The sequence below is a fragment of the Streptomyces sp. NPDC048417 genome, from assembly GCF_040651615.1.
Classification (GTDB): domain Bacteria; phylum Actinomycetota; class Actinomycetes; order Streptomycetales; family Streptomycetaceae; genus Streptomyces.
This window is the reverse complement of record NZ_JBEZKI010000063.1, coordinates 1-16,934: the sequence shown is the minus strand read 5'-3', so window position 1 is coordinate 16,934 and position 16,934 is coordinate 1. Positions and strand designations below refer to the sequence as shown.

The following is a 16,934-nucleotide window of genomic DNA, read 5'->3' as shown; positions in this document are numbered from 1 at the left end:
CGGCGGCCCGCGCTCCCGTCGGGGAAGCCGGGGTGTCGCTCGGGGATCGGCGCGGCGTACCCTAAGGGCGCTATGCCGTACGAACCGCCTACTCACACCGTCGAGCGCTCCCTCCGCGCCACGACCGGAGCGAAGGTCATTGCCGGTGTCGACGAGGTGGGGCGCGGTGCCTGGGCCGGGCCCGTCACTGTCTGCGCCGCGGTCACCGGTCTTCGCCGGCCGCCCGACGGCCTCACCGACTCCAAGCTGCTGACCGTCAAGCGCCGTACGGAACTTGCCGAGACGCTGCGGACATGGGTCACGGCCTACGCCCTGGGGCATGCCTCGCCGGAGGAGATCGACAGCCTCGGCATGACGGCCGCACTGCGGCTGGCCGCGGTCCGCGCCCTGGAGGCCCTCCCGGTCCGCCCCGACGCGGTCATCCTCGACGGGAAGCACGACTACCTCGGCGCCCCGTGGCAGGTGCGCACGGTCATCAAAGGTGACCAATCGTGTGTGGCCGTCGCGGCGGCCTCGGTGATCGCCAAGGTTCAGCGCGACAAAATGATGGCCGAACTGGGTATCGACCATGCAGACTTCAGATTTGCGGACAACGCCGGGTATCCGTCACCCGTGCACAAGGCCGCACTGGAGGAGCGGGGCCCCACCCCGTACCACCGGTTGTCGTGGGCGTATCTTGATGCGCTGCCCCAGTGGCAGCACCTCAAGAAGGTCCGCAGCTGGGCGGCGGGAAGCGTTCCGGAGATCGAGGGTCAGCTCGGCTTCGACTTCTGACGTTCCAGTCGCACTGTTGTGCCACCCAGTTCACGTGACCTGCACCAACGTTTGATAGATATCAGCTCATGCCTCTCATTCCCGAGGAGCCTCAGATTCACGAGAGTGCCCAGGGTCCCCGCGCCACTCCGGCCAGTGGCCGTACCGCGCCGACCCCCCGTCCCGTACCCGGCCCCCGCCCCGCGGCTCCGTCGCGTCCCGGTCGTCCCGGCCCTCTGCGGCCCACGCCGCCGGTGCAGCGCACGCCGCGTGACGTGGCCAAGCCAGGCCCGTCCGGCCCGGCCGTCCCCGCCGCGGCAGCGGCGGCCCCGCAGATCCAGCTGATCCCGGCATCGGTCGAGAGCGCTCTCGACTCGGCCGAGGAGGCAGTGGACCTGCTTCTCGAATCGGGTCGTGCCCCCGGTGACGTGCTGGTGATCACCACCGGTGCGCAGCATCCGTGGGCCGACCACGAGCTGACCTTCGGCGAAGCGTCCTACTGGGCGCAGCACGACGCGGGCGACGACGTCTTCTACACGGACGCCGCCGTCGCTTCCCGTGCCGCGACCCGCCCCGTGGTCGTGGTCGCCGTCAACGGCGGTTCCGACGCCGTTGCCGCCACCGCCCTGCCGCTGGCCCTCTCCCGGGCCGGTGCCCTGCTGATCGTCTGCGGCGACCCGCAGCGGATCAACTCGGTGCTGGGCGCCGGAGTCTGAGCCCCCTCCGGCGCCTCTGGGACTCCGGAGGTTCCGGAGGGGCCGCAGCGACGGACTCGCACGGAGGCGCCTTCGGCATGCCTGGATGCCGGGCGAGGGGTACCGACCGTCGGGGCGCGGCCGTTCCGCGGACGGAGGATCCGACCGCGGGTTTCCGGCCGGGGCTCTCCCGTGGCCGGACGACGGGACGAGCGCGGCCCGAAGCACGGTGAGCGACCCCGCTGAGCACGCCGTGCGGCAAGCTTCAGCGAGCCGTGCCGGTGGTGCGTGCTCGGCCGGTGCCCCGCGCGGGGGCCGGATTCAGCGGGCGGCCGCGCGGCGCAGTACCTCGGAGGCGGCGCCTCCGGTGCGCGGTGGCAGGGGTGCGGCCTCGGACAGAGCGAAGGGTTCGGGCGGCGAGTCGGCGTTCGGGCGCCGCCCGCCGCGGCCCTCGCCGAGCACCTGCCAGCCGTCGTGGGTCAGCGTGATGTACGCCCCGCAGCGCAACCCGTGCAGAGTGCAGGCGTCCCGCAGCCCCCACATCCAGGCACCGTCCTCCTCCGTCCAACGCGCGTCCCCCTCGCGGCAGTAGAGCAGTACGGCGGTCCGCACCGGGGTGCGGCGGCGCAGGTCGTGCGGGATGACCCGGCGCAACTGGGCCAGCAGCGCGTTGCGGAACATCCAGCCGTCGGCCTGGGCAGAGCGCCGGGTGAACGAGGCGCTCGCGCACAGCCGTTCCTCCGGGTCGAGGACGGCCACGATCGCCGTCGTCGGCTTGGGGCGGTGCCGGGCGTGCAGCCCGCTGACGACCTCACGGGGGTTCCGGAGCAGCGGTATGCCGGCATCGGCCCACTCCGCGGGCTCGAGCAGACGGCTGGCGGAAGTGGCGGACGCGGAAGTCGACAACGATGCCGCCGAGGACGGAGCGAATCCGAAGGTCACGTTCCTCCCTTCGGCTACGCGCCCACACAGCGGGCGAGATCGGATTCGGGGGAGCGCGCACCGCAGTAAGGCCCAACCGGATCACGGACGAGCCGTGCGGGGAGCGGACTTCAATTCTTCCTGTCGAACTTGAATGCGGCAACGAGCAAATGGGGCCACCGACTGTTATGTGGTGGTGCGTTGCTTATATCCCTACCCGGTGAGGCACCTGGACGACCCTGGGACGTTCGAGTTCGGCACGTGCGTACGTCGCACCCGGCGCCGCATTCGAACAGCACCGGGTCGATCAGCCCTGAACAGCCAGGACCAGCGGCAACACCCCGCGCGCCCCGGACCTCCGCAACATGCGCGTCGCGACCGCCAGCGTCCAGCCGGTCTCGGTGAAGTCGTCCACCAGCAGAACCGGACCCTGCGCCGCGGCGAGCGCGGTGGCGAGGGCGGGCGGCACGGTCAGCGCACCGTCGAGGGCCTTCAGACGCTGGGCACTGTTGCTGCGCGAGACGTGCGGCGCCTCGCCCGCGTACTCCACGGAACCCAGCAGGGGCAGTCTGCCGATCTCCGCGATGCGGGCACCCAGGGAGTCGATCAGCCGGGGCCTGGAGCGCGAGGCGACGGTGACGACACCCACGGGGCGCGGCTGCGCGTCGGTCGCGCCCGGGGCCCATCCGCCGGGTGCCTTCGCCCAGTCGGCCAGCACCTCCACCACCGCGTGGGCGACATCGTCCGGTACGGCCGTGTCCGGGGCCTGGGGCGCGAGCAGCGGCCGTAGCCGGTTGCCCCAGCCGATGTCCGACAACCGCCCCAGAGCCCGCCCCGCCGATGCCTGTTCACCGGCCGGAATGCGTCCCTTGAGATCGATGCCGATGGCCGGCAGGCCGGTCGGCCACATCCGGCGGGGCTCCACCTCGACGCCCGCGCGGCCGAGGTCGACCCGTGCCGCGTCCAGCGCGGCCGTCGAGGTGTCCGCCGTGAAGCGCGGCCGCGCGCAGTTGTCGCAGCGGCCGCAGGGCTTCGCTCCCTCGTCGTCGAGCTGGCGCTGCAGGAACTCCATCCGGCAGTCCGTCGTGGCCGCGTACTCGCGCATCGCCTGCTGCTCGGCCGCGCGCTGCCGCGCCACCCAGTCGTACCGCTCCGCGTCGTACGCCCACGGCTGCCCGGTCGCGATCCACCCACCCTTGACCCGCTTGACGGCGCCGTCCACGTCGAGAACCTTCAGCATGGTCTCCAGCCGGGAGCGGCGCAGTTCCACCAGCGGCTCCAGCGGGGGCAGCGACATGGGGCCGCCGGCCCGGGAGAGGACGTCCAGGGTGCGGCGCACCAGATCCTCCGACGGGAAGGCGAGCGAGGCGAAGTAGTCCCAGATCGCCTCGTCCTCCCTGCCCGGCAGCAGCAGTACCTCGGCGTGCTCGACGCCGCGCCCCGCGCGACCCACCTGCTGGTAGTAGGCGATGGGGGAGGAGGGCGAGCCCAGGTGCACCACGAACCCGAGGTCGGGTTTGTCGAAGCCCATGCCGAGGGCCGAGGTGGCGATCAGCGCCTTGACCCGGTTGCCGATCAGGTCGTCCTCGGCCTGCTGCCGGTCGGCGTTCTCCGTCTTCCCCGTGTACGACGCCACGGCGTAACCACGCTGCCGCAGGAAGACGGTGACCTCCTCGGCGGCGGCCACGGTGAGCGTGTACACGATGCCGGAGCCCGGCAGTTCGTCCAGGTGATCCGCGAGCCATGCCATCCGGTGCGCGGCGTCCGGCAGCCGCAGCACGCCGAGGCTCAGGCTCTCCCGGTCCAGCGGACCGCGCAGCACCAGGGCGTCCGAGCCGCCACCGGTGCCGAGCTGCTCGGCCACATCTGCGGTCACGCGCGCGTTGGCCGTGGCGGTGGTCGCCAGTACCGGCACACCCGGCGGCAGGTCGGCGAGCATGGTGCGCAGCCGCCGGTAGTCCGGACGGAAGTCATGACCCCAGTCGGAGATGCAGTGGGCCTCGTCCACCACGAGCAGTCCGGTCGCCGCGGCCAGCTTGGGCAGGACCTCGTCGCGGAAGTCGGGGTTGTTGAGACGCTCCGGGGACACCAGGAGGACGTCGACCTCACCGGCCGCGATCTCCGCCTGGATCGCCTCCCAGTCCTCGGTGTTCGAGGAGTTGATGGTGCGGGCGTGGATGCCGGCCCGGGCCGCGGCGCCCACCTGGTTGCGCATGAGCGCGAGCAGCGGGGAGACGATGACCGTCGGGCCGCTGCCCGCGGCCCGCAGCAGCGAGGTCGCCACGAAATACACCGCGGACTTCCCCCAGCCCGTGCGCTGGACGACCAGGGCACGTCGCCGGTCGGCGACCAGCGCCTCGATCGCCCGCCACTGGTCCTCGCGCAACCGGGCCGTGCCCGTGTCATCGCCGACGAGACGGGCGAGGACGGCGTCCGCCCGTGCCCGGAGTTCCGCGTTGCTCGTGTGCTCCATGCGTCCCATACAACAGGACCGGACCGACAGCCGGGCGGGCTGTGGATGAGCGAGACGGCTTTGTCGTGTCCCTGATTCGACTTATCCACAGGCAAACCGGAATCCCGAGATCCGCGAGATCGTCAGCGCATGACGAATCACAGCGAAACCACCGGACCCTCCGAAAACGGCGACATCACGGGAGGCGCGGGGCCGCTCGGCCGATCCGCCCACGACACCCAGATCACCCTGCGCACCCCGGCCGAACTGGCCGACGCACTGCCCTATCTGCTCGGGTACCGCCCCGAGGACAGCATGGTGCTGGTGGCCCTGCACGACCGGGGCGGCCGCGGCCGCTTCGGCGGACGGGCCCGGCTCGGCATCCCCGCGAACAAGGATGACTGGGAATCGGCGGCACTCCAGCTGGCCCAGGGCCTGATGACGGGCAGCGAGCGCCGCGGAACCCGACCTGAGCAGATGGTCGCCTACGTCTGCCAGGAACCCGCGCCCGGCGAAACGGGCCGGGACGTGATGCACCGGCTCGCCCCGCTGGCCCAACTGCTGCGCACCGAGTGCGGCCGCCTCGACGTGCCGGTGATCGAGGCGCTGTGCGTCTCGGAGGGACGCTTCTGGTCGTACTGCTGCCCGGCCGATGAGTGCTGTCCTCCCGAAGGCGCCCCCATGGGCCTGCCCGGCACCTCCGTGCTCGCGGCCGCCGCCACCTACGCCGGGATCCAGGTCCGCGGCACCTTGCGCGAGCTGCGGGCCAGGCTGCAGCCCCGGGAGACCGGCGTCGTGCTGGAACAGGAGCTCGCTCTGGACCGCGCCGGAATGGCGCTGGTGCCCCGCATCCTCCACGACGCCTCCCGCGCGGAAGTGGCCGAGGAGACACTCGCCCTCGCCGAGCGGATCATGAGCCGGTACGCCGCCGCCACCCCGGTGTCCGGGATCCACCAGGCGGACCTCCGTGACGACGCCCTGCTCGCCCACGACGAGGCCGCGATGCTGATCCTCGGACTGCAGGACCGCACGACCCGCGACCGAGCGGCCGCCTGGATGGAGGGCGACGAGGCCGGACCCGCTCTGCGCCTGTGGCGAGCCCTCGCCCGCCGCTGCGTCGGCCCGTACGGCGAACACGCCGCCGCTCCGTTGACGCTGGCCGGCTGGGTCGCCTGGTCGACCGGTGACGACCTGGAAGCGCGGGAGGCCCTGGCGATGGCCCTGGGCGCGGACCCCGAATATCTCTTCGCCCGTCTGCTGCACCAGGCCTGCAACGAGGGTCTGGACCCGGAGTCGATCCGCCGCTGCCTGCGTACGGAACGCGCGGGGCGCGAACCGGAGGACAGCACGGAAGCCGTCGGCGACACCGCCCCGGTCGAGCCGGTCGCCGGCCACGAGCCGAGCGCCGCCGCCGAAACCCGAGATCGCCACCGTCCGCACATTCAAGACGGGCCCGACCTGCGGCGGCCACGGCCGACGGGCACCCGTCCGCGACCGACGGGCGCGGGTCACACCCGCACCCGCCCCGGTTCGTCCAGGCCGGGTGACGGCACGCGCACCCGCGCGGCGGAGAAGAGCGACACCCGAGGCGGCCGGGCCGCGCGGGAGGACACACGCACCGGTAAAAGCCGTGGCGAGGGGGACGAATGAACGAGGACCGGCCAAGGGCGGCATACGGAGGGGAGTGGGCCGGTGCCGTCCGCCGTTGGACACGCAACCCCGTCGGCCCATCGCGGCGAAGTGACCGCTCTCCCGCGGGCCGGCGCGGTATCGGCTCCTTGGTCTTCGGCGTCCGAAAGCACAGGCCGTCCGGGCCGAACGACGTCTCTCCGCACCGTTGTCCGATCGGGTTCGACGGGCGGAGGCGTGACCAGGAGCTGCCCTCCTCCGTTCACCTGAGTGGCGGAACGCCTGGACGGGCCGTGCCGCCGCCCGCCCCCGGTCCCTCCGGAGCCCTCCGTCCGGCGCCCAGCAGTCCCGGGCGCACAGAGCGCAGAAGGAGCCTCCCCATGCATCAGCCGACTCCGACCTCCACCGCCGACGCCAACCCCCGACTCCGGGACGGCCCACCCTGGCTCCCGCCGGCCGAGGGCGTCTCGCGACAGCCGCGCAACCGCACAGCCCGGCCCACGCCCCCACGACCGGCTCCCGGCGCGCAGGGCCCGGGGCACGTCGGCGGGCTGCCGCCCACGCACGCCGCCCTGATCTGCGTCGCGCTGCCCGGCCTCGCCATCTCCACAGAGCAGGGCCAGTTGACCGGTCGCGGCCTGGAAGGCTTCTACCGGGCGGGCCGGCGTCTGCTCGCGCGCTGCCAGGTCCGTGTCGCCGGCCGCGAACCACTCCCCGTGCAGGCCCGGATGGCGGGGGCGGACTCCGTCCGCTTCGTGGGCACCCTGCGGGCCTCTCCGGCGGCCGGCCCGGATCCGGATGTCGTCGTGGAACGGACCCGTCACGCCGAGGGCACCGAGCGCATCACCCTGTACAGCTCCGCGCGCCACCCCCTGCGCCTGCCGTTGGAGGTGGCCCTCGGTACCGACCTGGCGGAGCTGAGTGCCATCGCGTCCGGCAACCCCGGCCCCGAACTCCCACCCAGCGTCCACGACTCCGGCCTGCGCTGGACCACCCCCACCGGTAACTCGGCGGTCACGGCGGACCCGCCACCCGCCGACGCGCTGGCCTCCGCGGGACTGCTGCGCTGGGAGTTCGAACTGCCCCCGGGCGGAACGGCGAGCGTCGAGCTGCGGGTGCGTCCGGACGGCGCGGGTCCCCCGCGCGCCGTGGGACGCGCGGCCACCAGCCCACTGGCGCCGGCCAGGGCCACGGGCGACGACCCGAGAGCCGGGGCGCTGCTCAGGACGAGCGTCGAGGATCTTCAGGCGCTACTGCTCCGCGACCCGGCGCACCCCTCCGACACCTACCTCGCGGCCGGGGCGCCCTGGCGCTGCGGTCTGGCCCCGGCCGAGGCGCTCGCCGCCGCCCGGATGACCCTGCCCCTCGGCACCCGCCTCGCCGCCGGCACGCTGCGCACCCTGGCCCGCAGCCAACTCCGCGGCCCGGGACCGCAGGCCGGCATGATCCCCGGCCCGCGCCGCGACGCCGGAGCGCATCTGCCACCGGGCTGCACGGGTACGGAGGCCACCCTGCTCTTCCCCGTCCTGCTGGCGGAGGCCCGCCGCTGGGGGCTCCCGGACCAGGAGGCGCGGGAACTGCTGCCCGTGGCCGAGCGCTGCCTGGCCTGGCTGCGCACCACGGTGGGCGACCACACCTACCTCTGCGACCCGCAGCCCGGCGGCCCCGCGCGCAGCGAGACCCAGGCCCACGCCCATCGGGCCGCGGTGCTCGGCGCCGACCTCCTCGACGCGTACGACCGGCCCGGCGGCGCCGGACTGCGGAAGTGGGCGGGAGAGCTGAGGAAGGCGTTCCAGGCGGACTTCTGGACCGAGGACAGGGGCGGCGGCCGTCCGGCGGCTGCGCTGACCCCGGACGGCCGCCCCCTGACCCACCTCGGCTCCACCGCCGTCCACCTGCTCGACACCGGGCTGCTCGATGCCGGCAGACCGGCCGTCGGCCTGCTCGACAAGGTGCAGACCGAGCAGCTTGCCCGGTTGCTCGGGGGGCCGGCCCTGGACTCGGGGTGGGGGCTGCGCGGACTGGGGGCCAAGGAGGCGGGACACAATCCGTTCGGCCATCGGGCCGGGGCCGTCCGGGTCCAGGAGACGGCGCTCGCCGTCGCCGGGCTGGCCGCCGCGGGCTACGAGAAGGAGGCGGGCGGGCTGCTGCGCGGCCTGCTGGCGGCGGCCGAGCACTTCGGCCACCGGCTGCCCGAGATGTTCGGCGGTGAGCAGCGGACCGACGGGAGCGCCCCCCTTCCGCATCCCGCTGCCTGCCGTCCGGCGGCCACGGCGGCCGCTTCCGGGGTGCTGCTCCTCACCACACTCGCCGGCATCCGCCCCGACGCCCCGGCCGGGACGGTCACCCTCCGGCCAGTCCACAGCGCGCCCCTGGGCGAACTGGGCCTGACCGGCCTGCGGGTGGCCGGCGCGCCCTTCTCGATACGGGTCAGCCGACTCGGCCTGGCCATGGTCGAGGAGGCCGCGGACGGCCTTCAACTGGGGGCGTGACCTCCTGGGCGACCGTGCGGGACGCGACCATCACGACGAACGGGTGGCCGGGCGTCGGACGTCTGCCGGAGCGAACCGTGAGGTGCATACCGGAGCGAAGTGGATCAGCCGCCGAAGCGAGCGACGAAGGGAGTGTTTATCGTCAGGCAGACGACTATGATCACCGCATGCCCTACGACCCGTCAGCGTTTCCGCCCTTCGCCGTCACCGTGGACCTGGTCGTGCTGACTGTGCGCCGCCACGCCCTGTGCGCGCTGGCGGTACGCAGAGGGGAGCAGCCGTTCCAGGGGCGCTGGGCGCTGCCGGGCGGCTTCGTACGGGCCGACGAGGATCTCTCGCAGGCGGCGGCGCGGGAACTCGCGGAGGAGACCGGCCTGCGCGCTCACGACCCCGATGCGCCCGCCCAGGACGGCGGAGCCCACCTGGAGCAGCTGGCGACCTACGGCGACCCCAAGCGCGACCCCCGGATGCGCGTGGTCAGCGTCGCCCACCTCGCTCTCGCCCCCGACCTCCCCGCCCCCCGCGCGGGAGGCGACGCCAGCAACGCGCGCTGGGCGCCGGTCGAGGAACTGCTCGCGCAGGGCGGCTACGGCCGGGACGGCGAGCCCCTCGCGCCGCTCGCCTTCGACCATGCCCAGATTCTGTCCGACGGGGTGGAGCGAGCCCGCTCCAAGATCGAATATTCGTCCCTGGCCACCGCGTTCTGCACGCCCGAATTCACGGTCGGTGAGCTGCGCCGCGTCTACGAAGCGGTGTGGGGCGTGGCGCTCGACCCGCGGAACTTCCATCGCAAGGTGACCGGCACCCCGGGCTTCCTTGTCCCCACCGGCGGCACGACCACCCGTCAGGGCGGCCGTCCGGCCCAGCTTTTCCGTGCCGGCGGCGCGACTCTGCTCAACCCGCCGATGCTGCGACCCGAGGTCTGACCGTCCGACAGCGCGAATCCCGCCGAGGTTAAACCCTTCTATACCTGGAAAAACGGTCATTCCGCGCTATCTTCCCTAAGGTGATCGAGGCCTTCGGACTGACCAGCAATCCCCGCAAGGCGCACCCGCCCGCCGTCGACGACGTGTCCTTCGAAGCGTGCGCGGGCCGCGTGACCGCACTCCTGGGCAAGGAAGGCGCGGGCAAGACCACGGTGCTCAGACTGATGCTCGAACTCCAACAGGGCCGTGGACTGACCTACTTCAGGGGCCGCCCCCTGCATCGCATCGCCCACCCCTCGCGTGAGGTCGGCGTCCTCCTCGGTGACGTCCCCGGTCATCCGGCCCGCTCCGTCCGCGGCCATCTGCGCATGCTGTGTGCGGCGTCCGGAGTCCCGGTCCGGCGTGCCGACGAAGTGCTCGAAGCGGTCGGGCTCGTCAGCCTCCGCGAGGAGCGCCTGGGCACGCTGTCGCGGGGCGTGGACCGCCGGCTGGGCCTCGCCTGCGCCCTGCTCCCCGATCCACACACCCTCGTCCTGGACGAACCCGCGCACGGTCTCTCCGCCCGCGAGGGCCACTGGCTGCACCGCATGCTCAGGGCCCACGCCGTGCAGGGCGGCACGGTCCTGTTCACCACCACCGACCCCAAGGAGGCCGCCCGCGCCGCCGACCGGGTGGTCACCCTGGAGGCCGGCAGGCTCGTCGCGGACCAGGAGGCCACCGCCTTCGCCCGCACCCGGCTGCGCCCACGTGTGGCCGTCCGCAGCCCGCACGCAGCCCGGCTCGCCGCCCTCCTCACCAAGGAGGCCCGCACGACCCACCGCTCGGTGGAGGTCGTCAGCGAAGGCGGCAACCGCCTGTCGGTGTACGGCAGCACGACGGCCGAGATCGGCGAGACCGCGTTCCGCCACGGCATCCTCGTCCACCAACTCGCTGATGAGGTCGGCGACATGGGAGCGGGTGCCGGAGCGGAGCCGCCGACGGACGTCGTACCGGAGGCCGAACGGCGGCTGCGGGGCGCGACTGAGCCGGCTGCCGTGGACGGGGCTCGGACGGTCGACGAGGCATCGATCACGCAGCGGCGGGACACGCCCGGCGCCGATCCGCGCCAGGACACGAGTGGTTCTCCGGTCACCCCACAGCCACGGACGTCGGCTGGACCGAGGCCGGTGAGTCGGTCACGCACCGCCGAGGAGCCAGGCCCGGATCAGTCGTCGAACGCGGTGGAGCCCTCCGCCACGGCTGAACAGCAGCCGTCCATGTCCACCGAGGCGTTCGCCGACGGTCCGGCGGCCCCGCCCGGATCTCCGCACGCGGAACCGTCCGGTAGCGCCCTCGCCACCGAGGCCCCGGCCGTCGCGCTCTCGGCCCGTTCGACAGGCGCCTCCGCGACTTCCCGGCCGTCGTCCACCAGCACCGCGTCCGCGCAGTCTCCGGCCCCCGCCCCCACACCCGAGCCGCCGACCCACGCCACCTCCCCGGACCCGATGTCCGCCACCGTGCCCGCCCAGCCACCGTCCACCGCCGACTCCGCCCAGCCCTCGGCCGTCGCGTCCGTTCGCCCACCGGCCGGCGCCGCCTCCGCTCACTCGTCGTCCGCTCCCGGTCCTGCTCAGCCCTCGGCCGCTGCTTCCTCCGCTCGCCCAACAGCGGTCCCTGCATCCGCCCGGCCACCCGCCGGCGCTGCCTCCGCTCATCCGTCGGCGACCGCCCCCTCTGCCCAGGCCCCGGCCACCGCCGCATCCGCCCGGCCGCAGGCCGCTGCCGCATCTGACCAACCGCAGGCCCCCGCCGTATCCCCACAGCCACCGCCCGGCCCCGCGTCAGGCGATCCCTCCACCCCCGCTGCCTCTTCCCAGCCATCGATCCCCGCCGTACCCGGCGAAGCCCCAACCGCCCAGCTCTCCGTCGAACAGCAACCGCCGCCACCCGGCCAAGCCCCCACGGCCAAGCTCTCCACCAGGCAGCCGCAGCCGCAGCCGCGGCCTCCCGCCAGCGCACCCCCGACAGCCGGTGGTGACCCCACTCCGCCCCCGGCCGGGCTCGCGCGGCCGGCGGGGGCCGTCGCCCTGGACGACCCCTCCCCGCTCCCACCCGCCATCTCCATCCGCTCTGCCCCCAGCCCGCTCCGGCCCCTGCGCTACGAGCTCCGCCGGGCCGCCGGGATCGGTGCCGGCTTTGTCACCTGCGGTGCTGTCCTGGCGGTGTCCGCCCTCATCGCCGTCCTGCTCGCCCGGCTCGGGCACACCCCGCAGGCCCGGCTGTTCGCCGCCTGGCCGCGGGAGCTGCCGCTGCCCCCCGCGGCGCTCGGCGCGGGGCTGCTCGGGGCGCTGGCCTTCGGAGACGAGTTCCGCCACCCCGCGCTGGCGGCGGACCGCGGCACCGTGCCCCGCCGGCTGGGGCTGCTCACCGCGAAACTGGTGGTCTCCGGAGCCACCGCCGTGCTGCTCTCGTTCCTCACCCTGGGCTGCGACGCCGAAATGCTCTATCTCGTCTACGGCCGGGAACTCGCGAAGGTTCCCGCCGACTGGCTTCCGATGACCGCGAGTTGGTTCGGACTGATCGTCGGCTGCGCCTGGGCCGGTGTGCTGGCGGCGGGCGTCTTCCGGTCCACCACGGCCGGTCTCGCCGCGGTGCTCGCCGTACCCGTACTCGTCGTGCCCGTCGTACACAAGGTGCTGCAAGGGTCGGGTGTGCGGATGGCCGCCGGACTCCCGATGCGGATGCGGGAGATGTTGCTGCTGCAGTGGCCCTTCGGGGGCGAGCGTTATCTGGTCGCAGCGGTCCGGGTGCTGGCCCAACCCGTGGGCGGGGCACTGGCGTTGTCGCTGACCGCACTGCTCTGCGCGTACCTGTTCACCACCCTGCGGGCCAGGCTCAGATGACCACGGACCGGGCGCTTCCGGTCCCCCCATGCGCACAACTCCCCGCAGAAAGGCCATTTCTTTCCGATAAGGCGTCAATTGCGATGGGGTGAGCGATCACCCTTTCGTGTGCTTTTCACCAAAGACCTCAAGGGAGTTGGAGGCAGCGCCGACAAAGGATCCGTGAGTACCCTTGCGCACACCATGATGACCGCCGCCCGCTCCGCAGACTCTGGTCTGGTCGGCCCGGGCGAACTCGACCGCTACCCGTACGTGGATGCCCCCGTCAACGATCGTGTCGGGGCGCCCTCCTGGGAGGGCCCGGACCCGGAGCTGGGCCGTGTGGGACGACGTGCCGCGGGCAGCCGCGGCCGCGGACTGCACGGTCAACTCGTCCAGCAGCTGGGTCAGATGATCGTCTCCGGCGACCTGGGCGCGGACCGCCCGCTGGTGCCCGAGGAGATCGGCCAGCGTTTCGAGGTCTCCCGCACCGTCGTCCGTGAGTCCCTTCGGGTCCTGGAGGCCAAGGGCCTGGTCAGTGCCCGCCCCAACGTCGGCACGCGCGTGCGTCCCGTCAGCGACTGGAACCTCCTCGACCCCGACATCATCGAGTGGCGGGCCTTCGGGCCGCAGCGCGACGACCAGCGCCGTGAGCTCAGCGAGCTGCGCTGGACGATCGAGCCACTCGCCGCCCGGCTCGCCGCCGGGCACGGGCGCGAGGACGTCCAGCAGCGCCTGTCCGACATGGTCGAGATCATGAGCCACGCGATGGCGCAGGGCGACGCGCTGACGTTCTCGCGCGCGGACGCCGAGTTCCACTCGATGCTCATCCAGATCGCGGGCAACCGCATGCTGGAACACCTCTCCGGCATCGTGTCGTCGGCCCTCCAGGTCTCCGGCGGCCCGGTCACCGGCTGTGAGCGGCCGAACGAGACGTCCCTGGCCCAGCATGCGCGGATCGTCGACGCGCTCGGCACGGGCGACGGCGCGGCGGCCGAGTCGGCCATGCGTCAGCTGCTCACGGTCCACCCCGAGGTCGAGCGCGTGGTACCCGCGCCGCGTGAGCACTGACCCGCATCGAGAGCGGTGCGCTCGGTCGGTTCCGCGTTCTCTGGGCGTCGCCGACCCCGGACCCCGCTTCCGCCGGACCCCGCCGGATCCCTCAGGGCTCCGGCGGGGTCCGGCGCGGCGGGACGGGCGCGCAGCGGTCGTATGACAGACACCGCGACGGTCGAGCGGTGTATGGCAGGCTCTGTGGCGGTCGTACGGCGCACTCGCTGCCGTCCGAACGGCCCGGAGAGATCATTGGCGACAACCTCTGCCCATGTCTGACCGTTTTTGAGCGCTTACGGGGTGTGACTCGGGCCACGTAGATTGGGCGTAACGCTCTTGCGAACAGCGCGATGACCTAAGAGGTGACAGCCGCGGAGGGAATACGGACGCCATTCATGGCGCTGTGTATCTTCCCGGCCCACGCCCGCGCCGTCGGCCCATCCCCAAGCCGGCGGTCGGCTCCAGTCCGTCCAGGACGGGGCCGGAAGCCGTTTTCCAACGTTCCGAGAGGTTGTTCGTGTCGGCCAGCACATCCCGTACGCTCCCGCCGGAGATCGCCGAGTCCGTCTCTGTCATGGCTCTCATTGAGCGGGGAAAGGCTGAGGGGCAGATCGCCGGCGACGATGTGCGTCGGGCCTTCGAAGCTGACCAGATTCCGGCCACTCAGTGGAAGAACGTACTGCGCAGCCTCAACCAGATCCTTGAGGAAGAGGGTGTGACGCTGATGGTCAGTGCCGCGGAGCCCAAGCGCACCCGAAAGAGCGTCGCAGCGAAGAGTCCGGCCAAGCGCACCGCCACCAAGACGGTCGCGGCGAAGACGGTGACCACCAGGAAGGCCAACGCCACGGCCGCCCCGGCAGTGCCCCCCGTCGTAGCCGACGATCCGACCGACGAGGCGGCGTCCGCGAAGAAGGCCGCAGCCAAGAAGGCCGCCCCCACCGCCAAGAAGGCGGCCGCGAAGAAGACCGCGACCGCCGCGAAGAAGGCGGTGCCGGCGAAGAAGACCGCCGCCAAGAAGGACGACGCCGAGCTTCTCGAGGAAGAGGTCATCGAGGAGGCCAAGGCGGGCACCGAGGAGCCCGAGGGCACCGAGAGCGCGGGCTTCGTCCTGTCCGACGAGGACGAGGACGACGCGCCGGCCCAGCAGGTCGCCGCCGCCGGTGCCACCGCCGACCCGGTCAAGGACTACCTCAAGCAGATCGGCAAGGTCCCGCTGCTCAACGCCGAGCAGGAGGTCGAGCTCGCCAAGCGCATCGAGGCCGGTCTGTTCGCCGAGGACAAGCTGGCCAACGCCGACAAGCTCGCCCCGAAGCTCAAGCGCGAGCTGGAGATCATCGCCGAGGACGGGCGCCGCGCCAAGAACCACCTCTTGGAGGCCAACCTCCGTCTGGTGGTCTCCCTGGCCAAGCGCTACACCGGCCGCGGCATGCTCTTCCTGGACCTCATCCAGGAGGGCAACCTCGGTCTGATCCGCGCGGTCGAGAAGTTCGACTACACCAAGGGCTACAAGTTCTCCACGTACGCCACCTGGTGGATCCGTCAGGCGATCACCCGCGCCATGGCCGACCAGGCCCGCACCATCCGTATCCCGGTGCACATGGTCGAGGTCATCAACAAGCTCGCGCGCGTGCAGCGCCAGATGCTCCAGGACCTGGGCCGCGAGCCCACCCCGGAGGAACTGGCCAAGGAACTCGACATGACCCCCGAGAAGGTCATCGAGGTCCAGAAGTACGGCCGTGAGCCCATCTCCCTGCACACTCCGCTGGGTGAGGACGGTGACAGCGAGTTCGGTGACCTCATCGAGGACTCCGAGGCCGTCGTCCCCGCTGACGCCGTCAGCTTCACGCTCCTCCAGGAGCAGCTGCACTCGGTGCTGGACACCCTGTCCGAGCGCGAGGCCGGTGTCGTCTCCATGCGGTTCGGTCTCACCGACGGTCAGCCGAAGACCCTCGACGAGATCGGCAAGGTCTACGGCGTCACGCGCGAGCGCATCCGCCAGATCGAGTCCAAGACCATGTCGAAGCTGCGCCACCCCTCGCGTTCCCAGGTGCTGCGCGACTACCTCGACTAGGTCGCGCCCATACGACGTCGAAGGCCCGGCTCCCCACGGGGAGCCGGGCCTTCGGGCTGCGGGTCGCGGTGCACTGGATGACTCTGGGTTTCCTGGTACCACCCAGAGTGAGGAGTGTGCATGCGCCGTCCATTTGCCCCGGTCCTGATCCGACCGCTGATCCTGGCGACCGCCGCCGCCGTGATACCGCTGGCCGGTCCGCCTCCGGCAGCCGCCGACAGCGTTGTCGTCGGCGGGTTTCCCGTCGACGTCTCCCAGACTCCCTGGACGGTCGCGCTGTCCAGCCGTGACCGGTTCGGGGGTACGCGGGCCGGCCAGTTCTGCGGCGGGGTGGCGATCGGCCGGACCGCGGTGCTGACCGCGGCCCACTGCCTGGCCGACGAGGTGATCGGCGGACCCTCCGACCGGGTGCACGACCTCAAGGTCATCGCGGGCCGCACGGATCTGCTCTCGGCGCAGGGCCAGGAGATCCCGGTGACCGTCGCCCGGGTCAACCCGCGTTACGACCCCGATGCCAACACCGGCGACTTCGCCGTCCTCACCCTTGCCCGGCCCCTGCCGGCCGACGCCGTCGTCAAGATGGCCGCCGAGGGCGACACCGCCTACCGGACCGGCACCGGTGCCCTGGTCTCCGGGTGGGGCGACATCACGGGAGGCGGCGACTACGCGCGCCGGCTGTACGCCGCGCGGGTCCATGTACTGCCCGACGAGGCGTGCGAGCGCGCCTATCCCGGCGGCGCCGACGGTACCTACCGGGCGGATTCCATGGTGTGCGCCGGGGAGGCACTGGGTGGCCCCGACGCCTGCCAGGGCGACAGCGGGGGACCGCTGGTCGCCGGGGGGCGCCTGATCGGACTTGTGTCGTGGGGCAGCGGCTGCGGGCGGCCGGGGAGTCCCGGCGTCTACACGCGCGTCTCCGAGGTCGTGCGGGCTCTGGGGTCCGGTGGTGCCTTCAGCCGCTCACAGCGGCCTCAGGGGCCCTCCTGAGGGGCGTCGCGGGTACATGACGACGGGCGGTCGCGGTGGAACCACATGGCGTGGTCCAGCGAGGCGCCCACCACGTCCCCGACGGCCCAGCCGC

General features: G+C 72.7%; 11 protein-coding genes. 9 read left to right on the top strand and 2 right to left on the bottom strand.

Features of this window, described 5'->3' with window-relative positions; genetic code table 11:
* Positions 1-72 precede the first annotated feature (72 nt).
* Positions 73-774, top strand: a complete 702-nt coding sequence (locus AB0D59_RS49800; protein WP_362579422.1) for a ribonuclease HII — start codon at positions 73-75, stop codon at positions 772-774.
* A 68-nt stretch (positions 775-842) separates the two neighbouring features.
* On the top strand, positions 843-1,469 hold the full coding sequence (locus tag AB0D59_RS49795; protein WP_362579419.1) for a hypothetical protein: 627 nt from the start codon (positions 843-845) through the stop codon (positions 1,467-1,469).
* Between the two features lie 300 nt (positions 1,470-1,769).
* On the opposite strand, the gene AB0D59_RS49790 is transcribed toward AB0D59_RS49795, so the two are convergent.
* Complete coding sequence (locus AB0D59_RS49790) at positions 1,770-2,390, bottom strand: hypothetical protein (protein ID WP_362579416.1); 621 nt, start codon at positions 2,388-2,390, stop codon at positions 1,770-1,772.
* Between the two features lie 286 nt (positions 2,391-2,676).
* The gene (locus tag AB0D59_RS49785) at positions 2,677-4,842 is read right to left on the bottom strand and encodes a RecQ family ATP-dependent DNA helicase (protein WP_362579413.1); all 2,166 of its coding nucleotides are present in this window, start codon (positions 4,840-4,842) and stop codon (positions 2,677-2,679) included.
* A gap of 129 nt (positions 4,843-4,971) precedes the next feature.
* Between AB0D59_RS49785 and AB0D59_RS49780 the strand changes: the two genes are divergently transcribed.
* The 7 genes from AB0D59_RS49780 (at position 4,972) to AB0D59_RS49750 (ending at position 16,840) form a co-directional block, all read left to right on the top strand.
* Positions 4,972-6,471: a DUF4192 domain-containing protein gene (locus AB0D59_RS49780; protein ID WP_362579411.1), complete on the top strand. Its 1,500-nt coding sequence runs from the start codon at positions 4,972-4,974 to the stop codon at positions 6,469-6,471.
* Between the two features lie 359 nt (positions 6,472-6,830).
* On the top strand, positions 6,831-8,942 hold the full coding sequence (locus AB0D59_RS49775) for a glycogen debranching N-terminal domain-containing protein (protein WP_362579408.1): 2,112 nt from the start codon (positions 6,831-6,833) through the stop codon (positions 8,940-8,942).
* Positions 8,943-9,109: 167 nt separating this feature from the next.
* Complete coding sequence (locus AB0D59_RS49770) at positions 9,110-9,868, top strand: NUDIX hydrolase (protein WP_362579405.1); 759 nt, start codon at positions 9,110-9,112, stop codon at positions 9,866-9,868.
* A gap of 80 nt (positions 9,869-9,948) precedes the next feature.
* Positions 9,949-12,750 (top strand): ATP-binding cassette domain-containing protein, encoded by a 2,802-nt coding sequence (locus tag AB0D59_RS49765; RefSeq protein ID WP_362579402.1) that lies wholly within the window; start codon positions 9,949-9,951, stop codon positions 12,748-12,750.
* 162 nt (positions 12,751-12,912) lie between these two features.
* A complete protein-coding gene (locus tag AB0D59_RS49760; protein ID WP_351728463.1) occupies positions 12,913-13,800 on the top strand; it encodes a FadR/GntR family transcriptional regulator in 888 nt (295 codons plus the stop codon).
* Positions 13,801-14,299: 499 nt separating this feature from the next.
* Positions 14,300-15,853, top strand: coding sequence for an RNA polymerase sigma factor (locus tag AB0D59_RS49755; RefSeq protein WP_362579399.1), 1,554 nt, complete (start codon positions 14,300-14,302; stop codon positions 15,851-15,853).
* Between the two features lie 120 nt (positions 15,854-15,973).
* The gene (locus AB0D59_RS49750) at positions 15,974-16,840 is read left to right on the top strand and encodes a serine protease (protein ID WP_362579396.1); all 867 of its coding nucleotides are present in this window, start codon (positions 15,974-15,976) and stop codon (positions 16,838-16,840) included.
* Positions 16,841-16,934 lie beyond the last annotated feature (94 nt).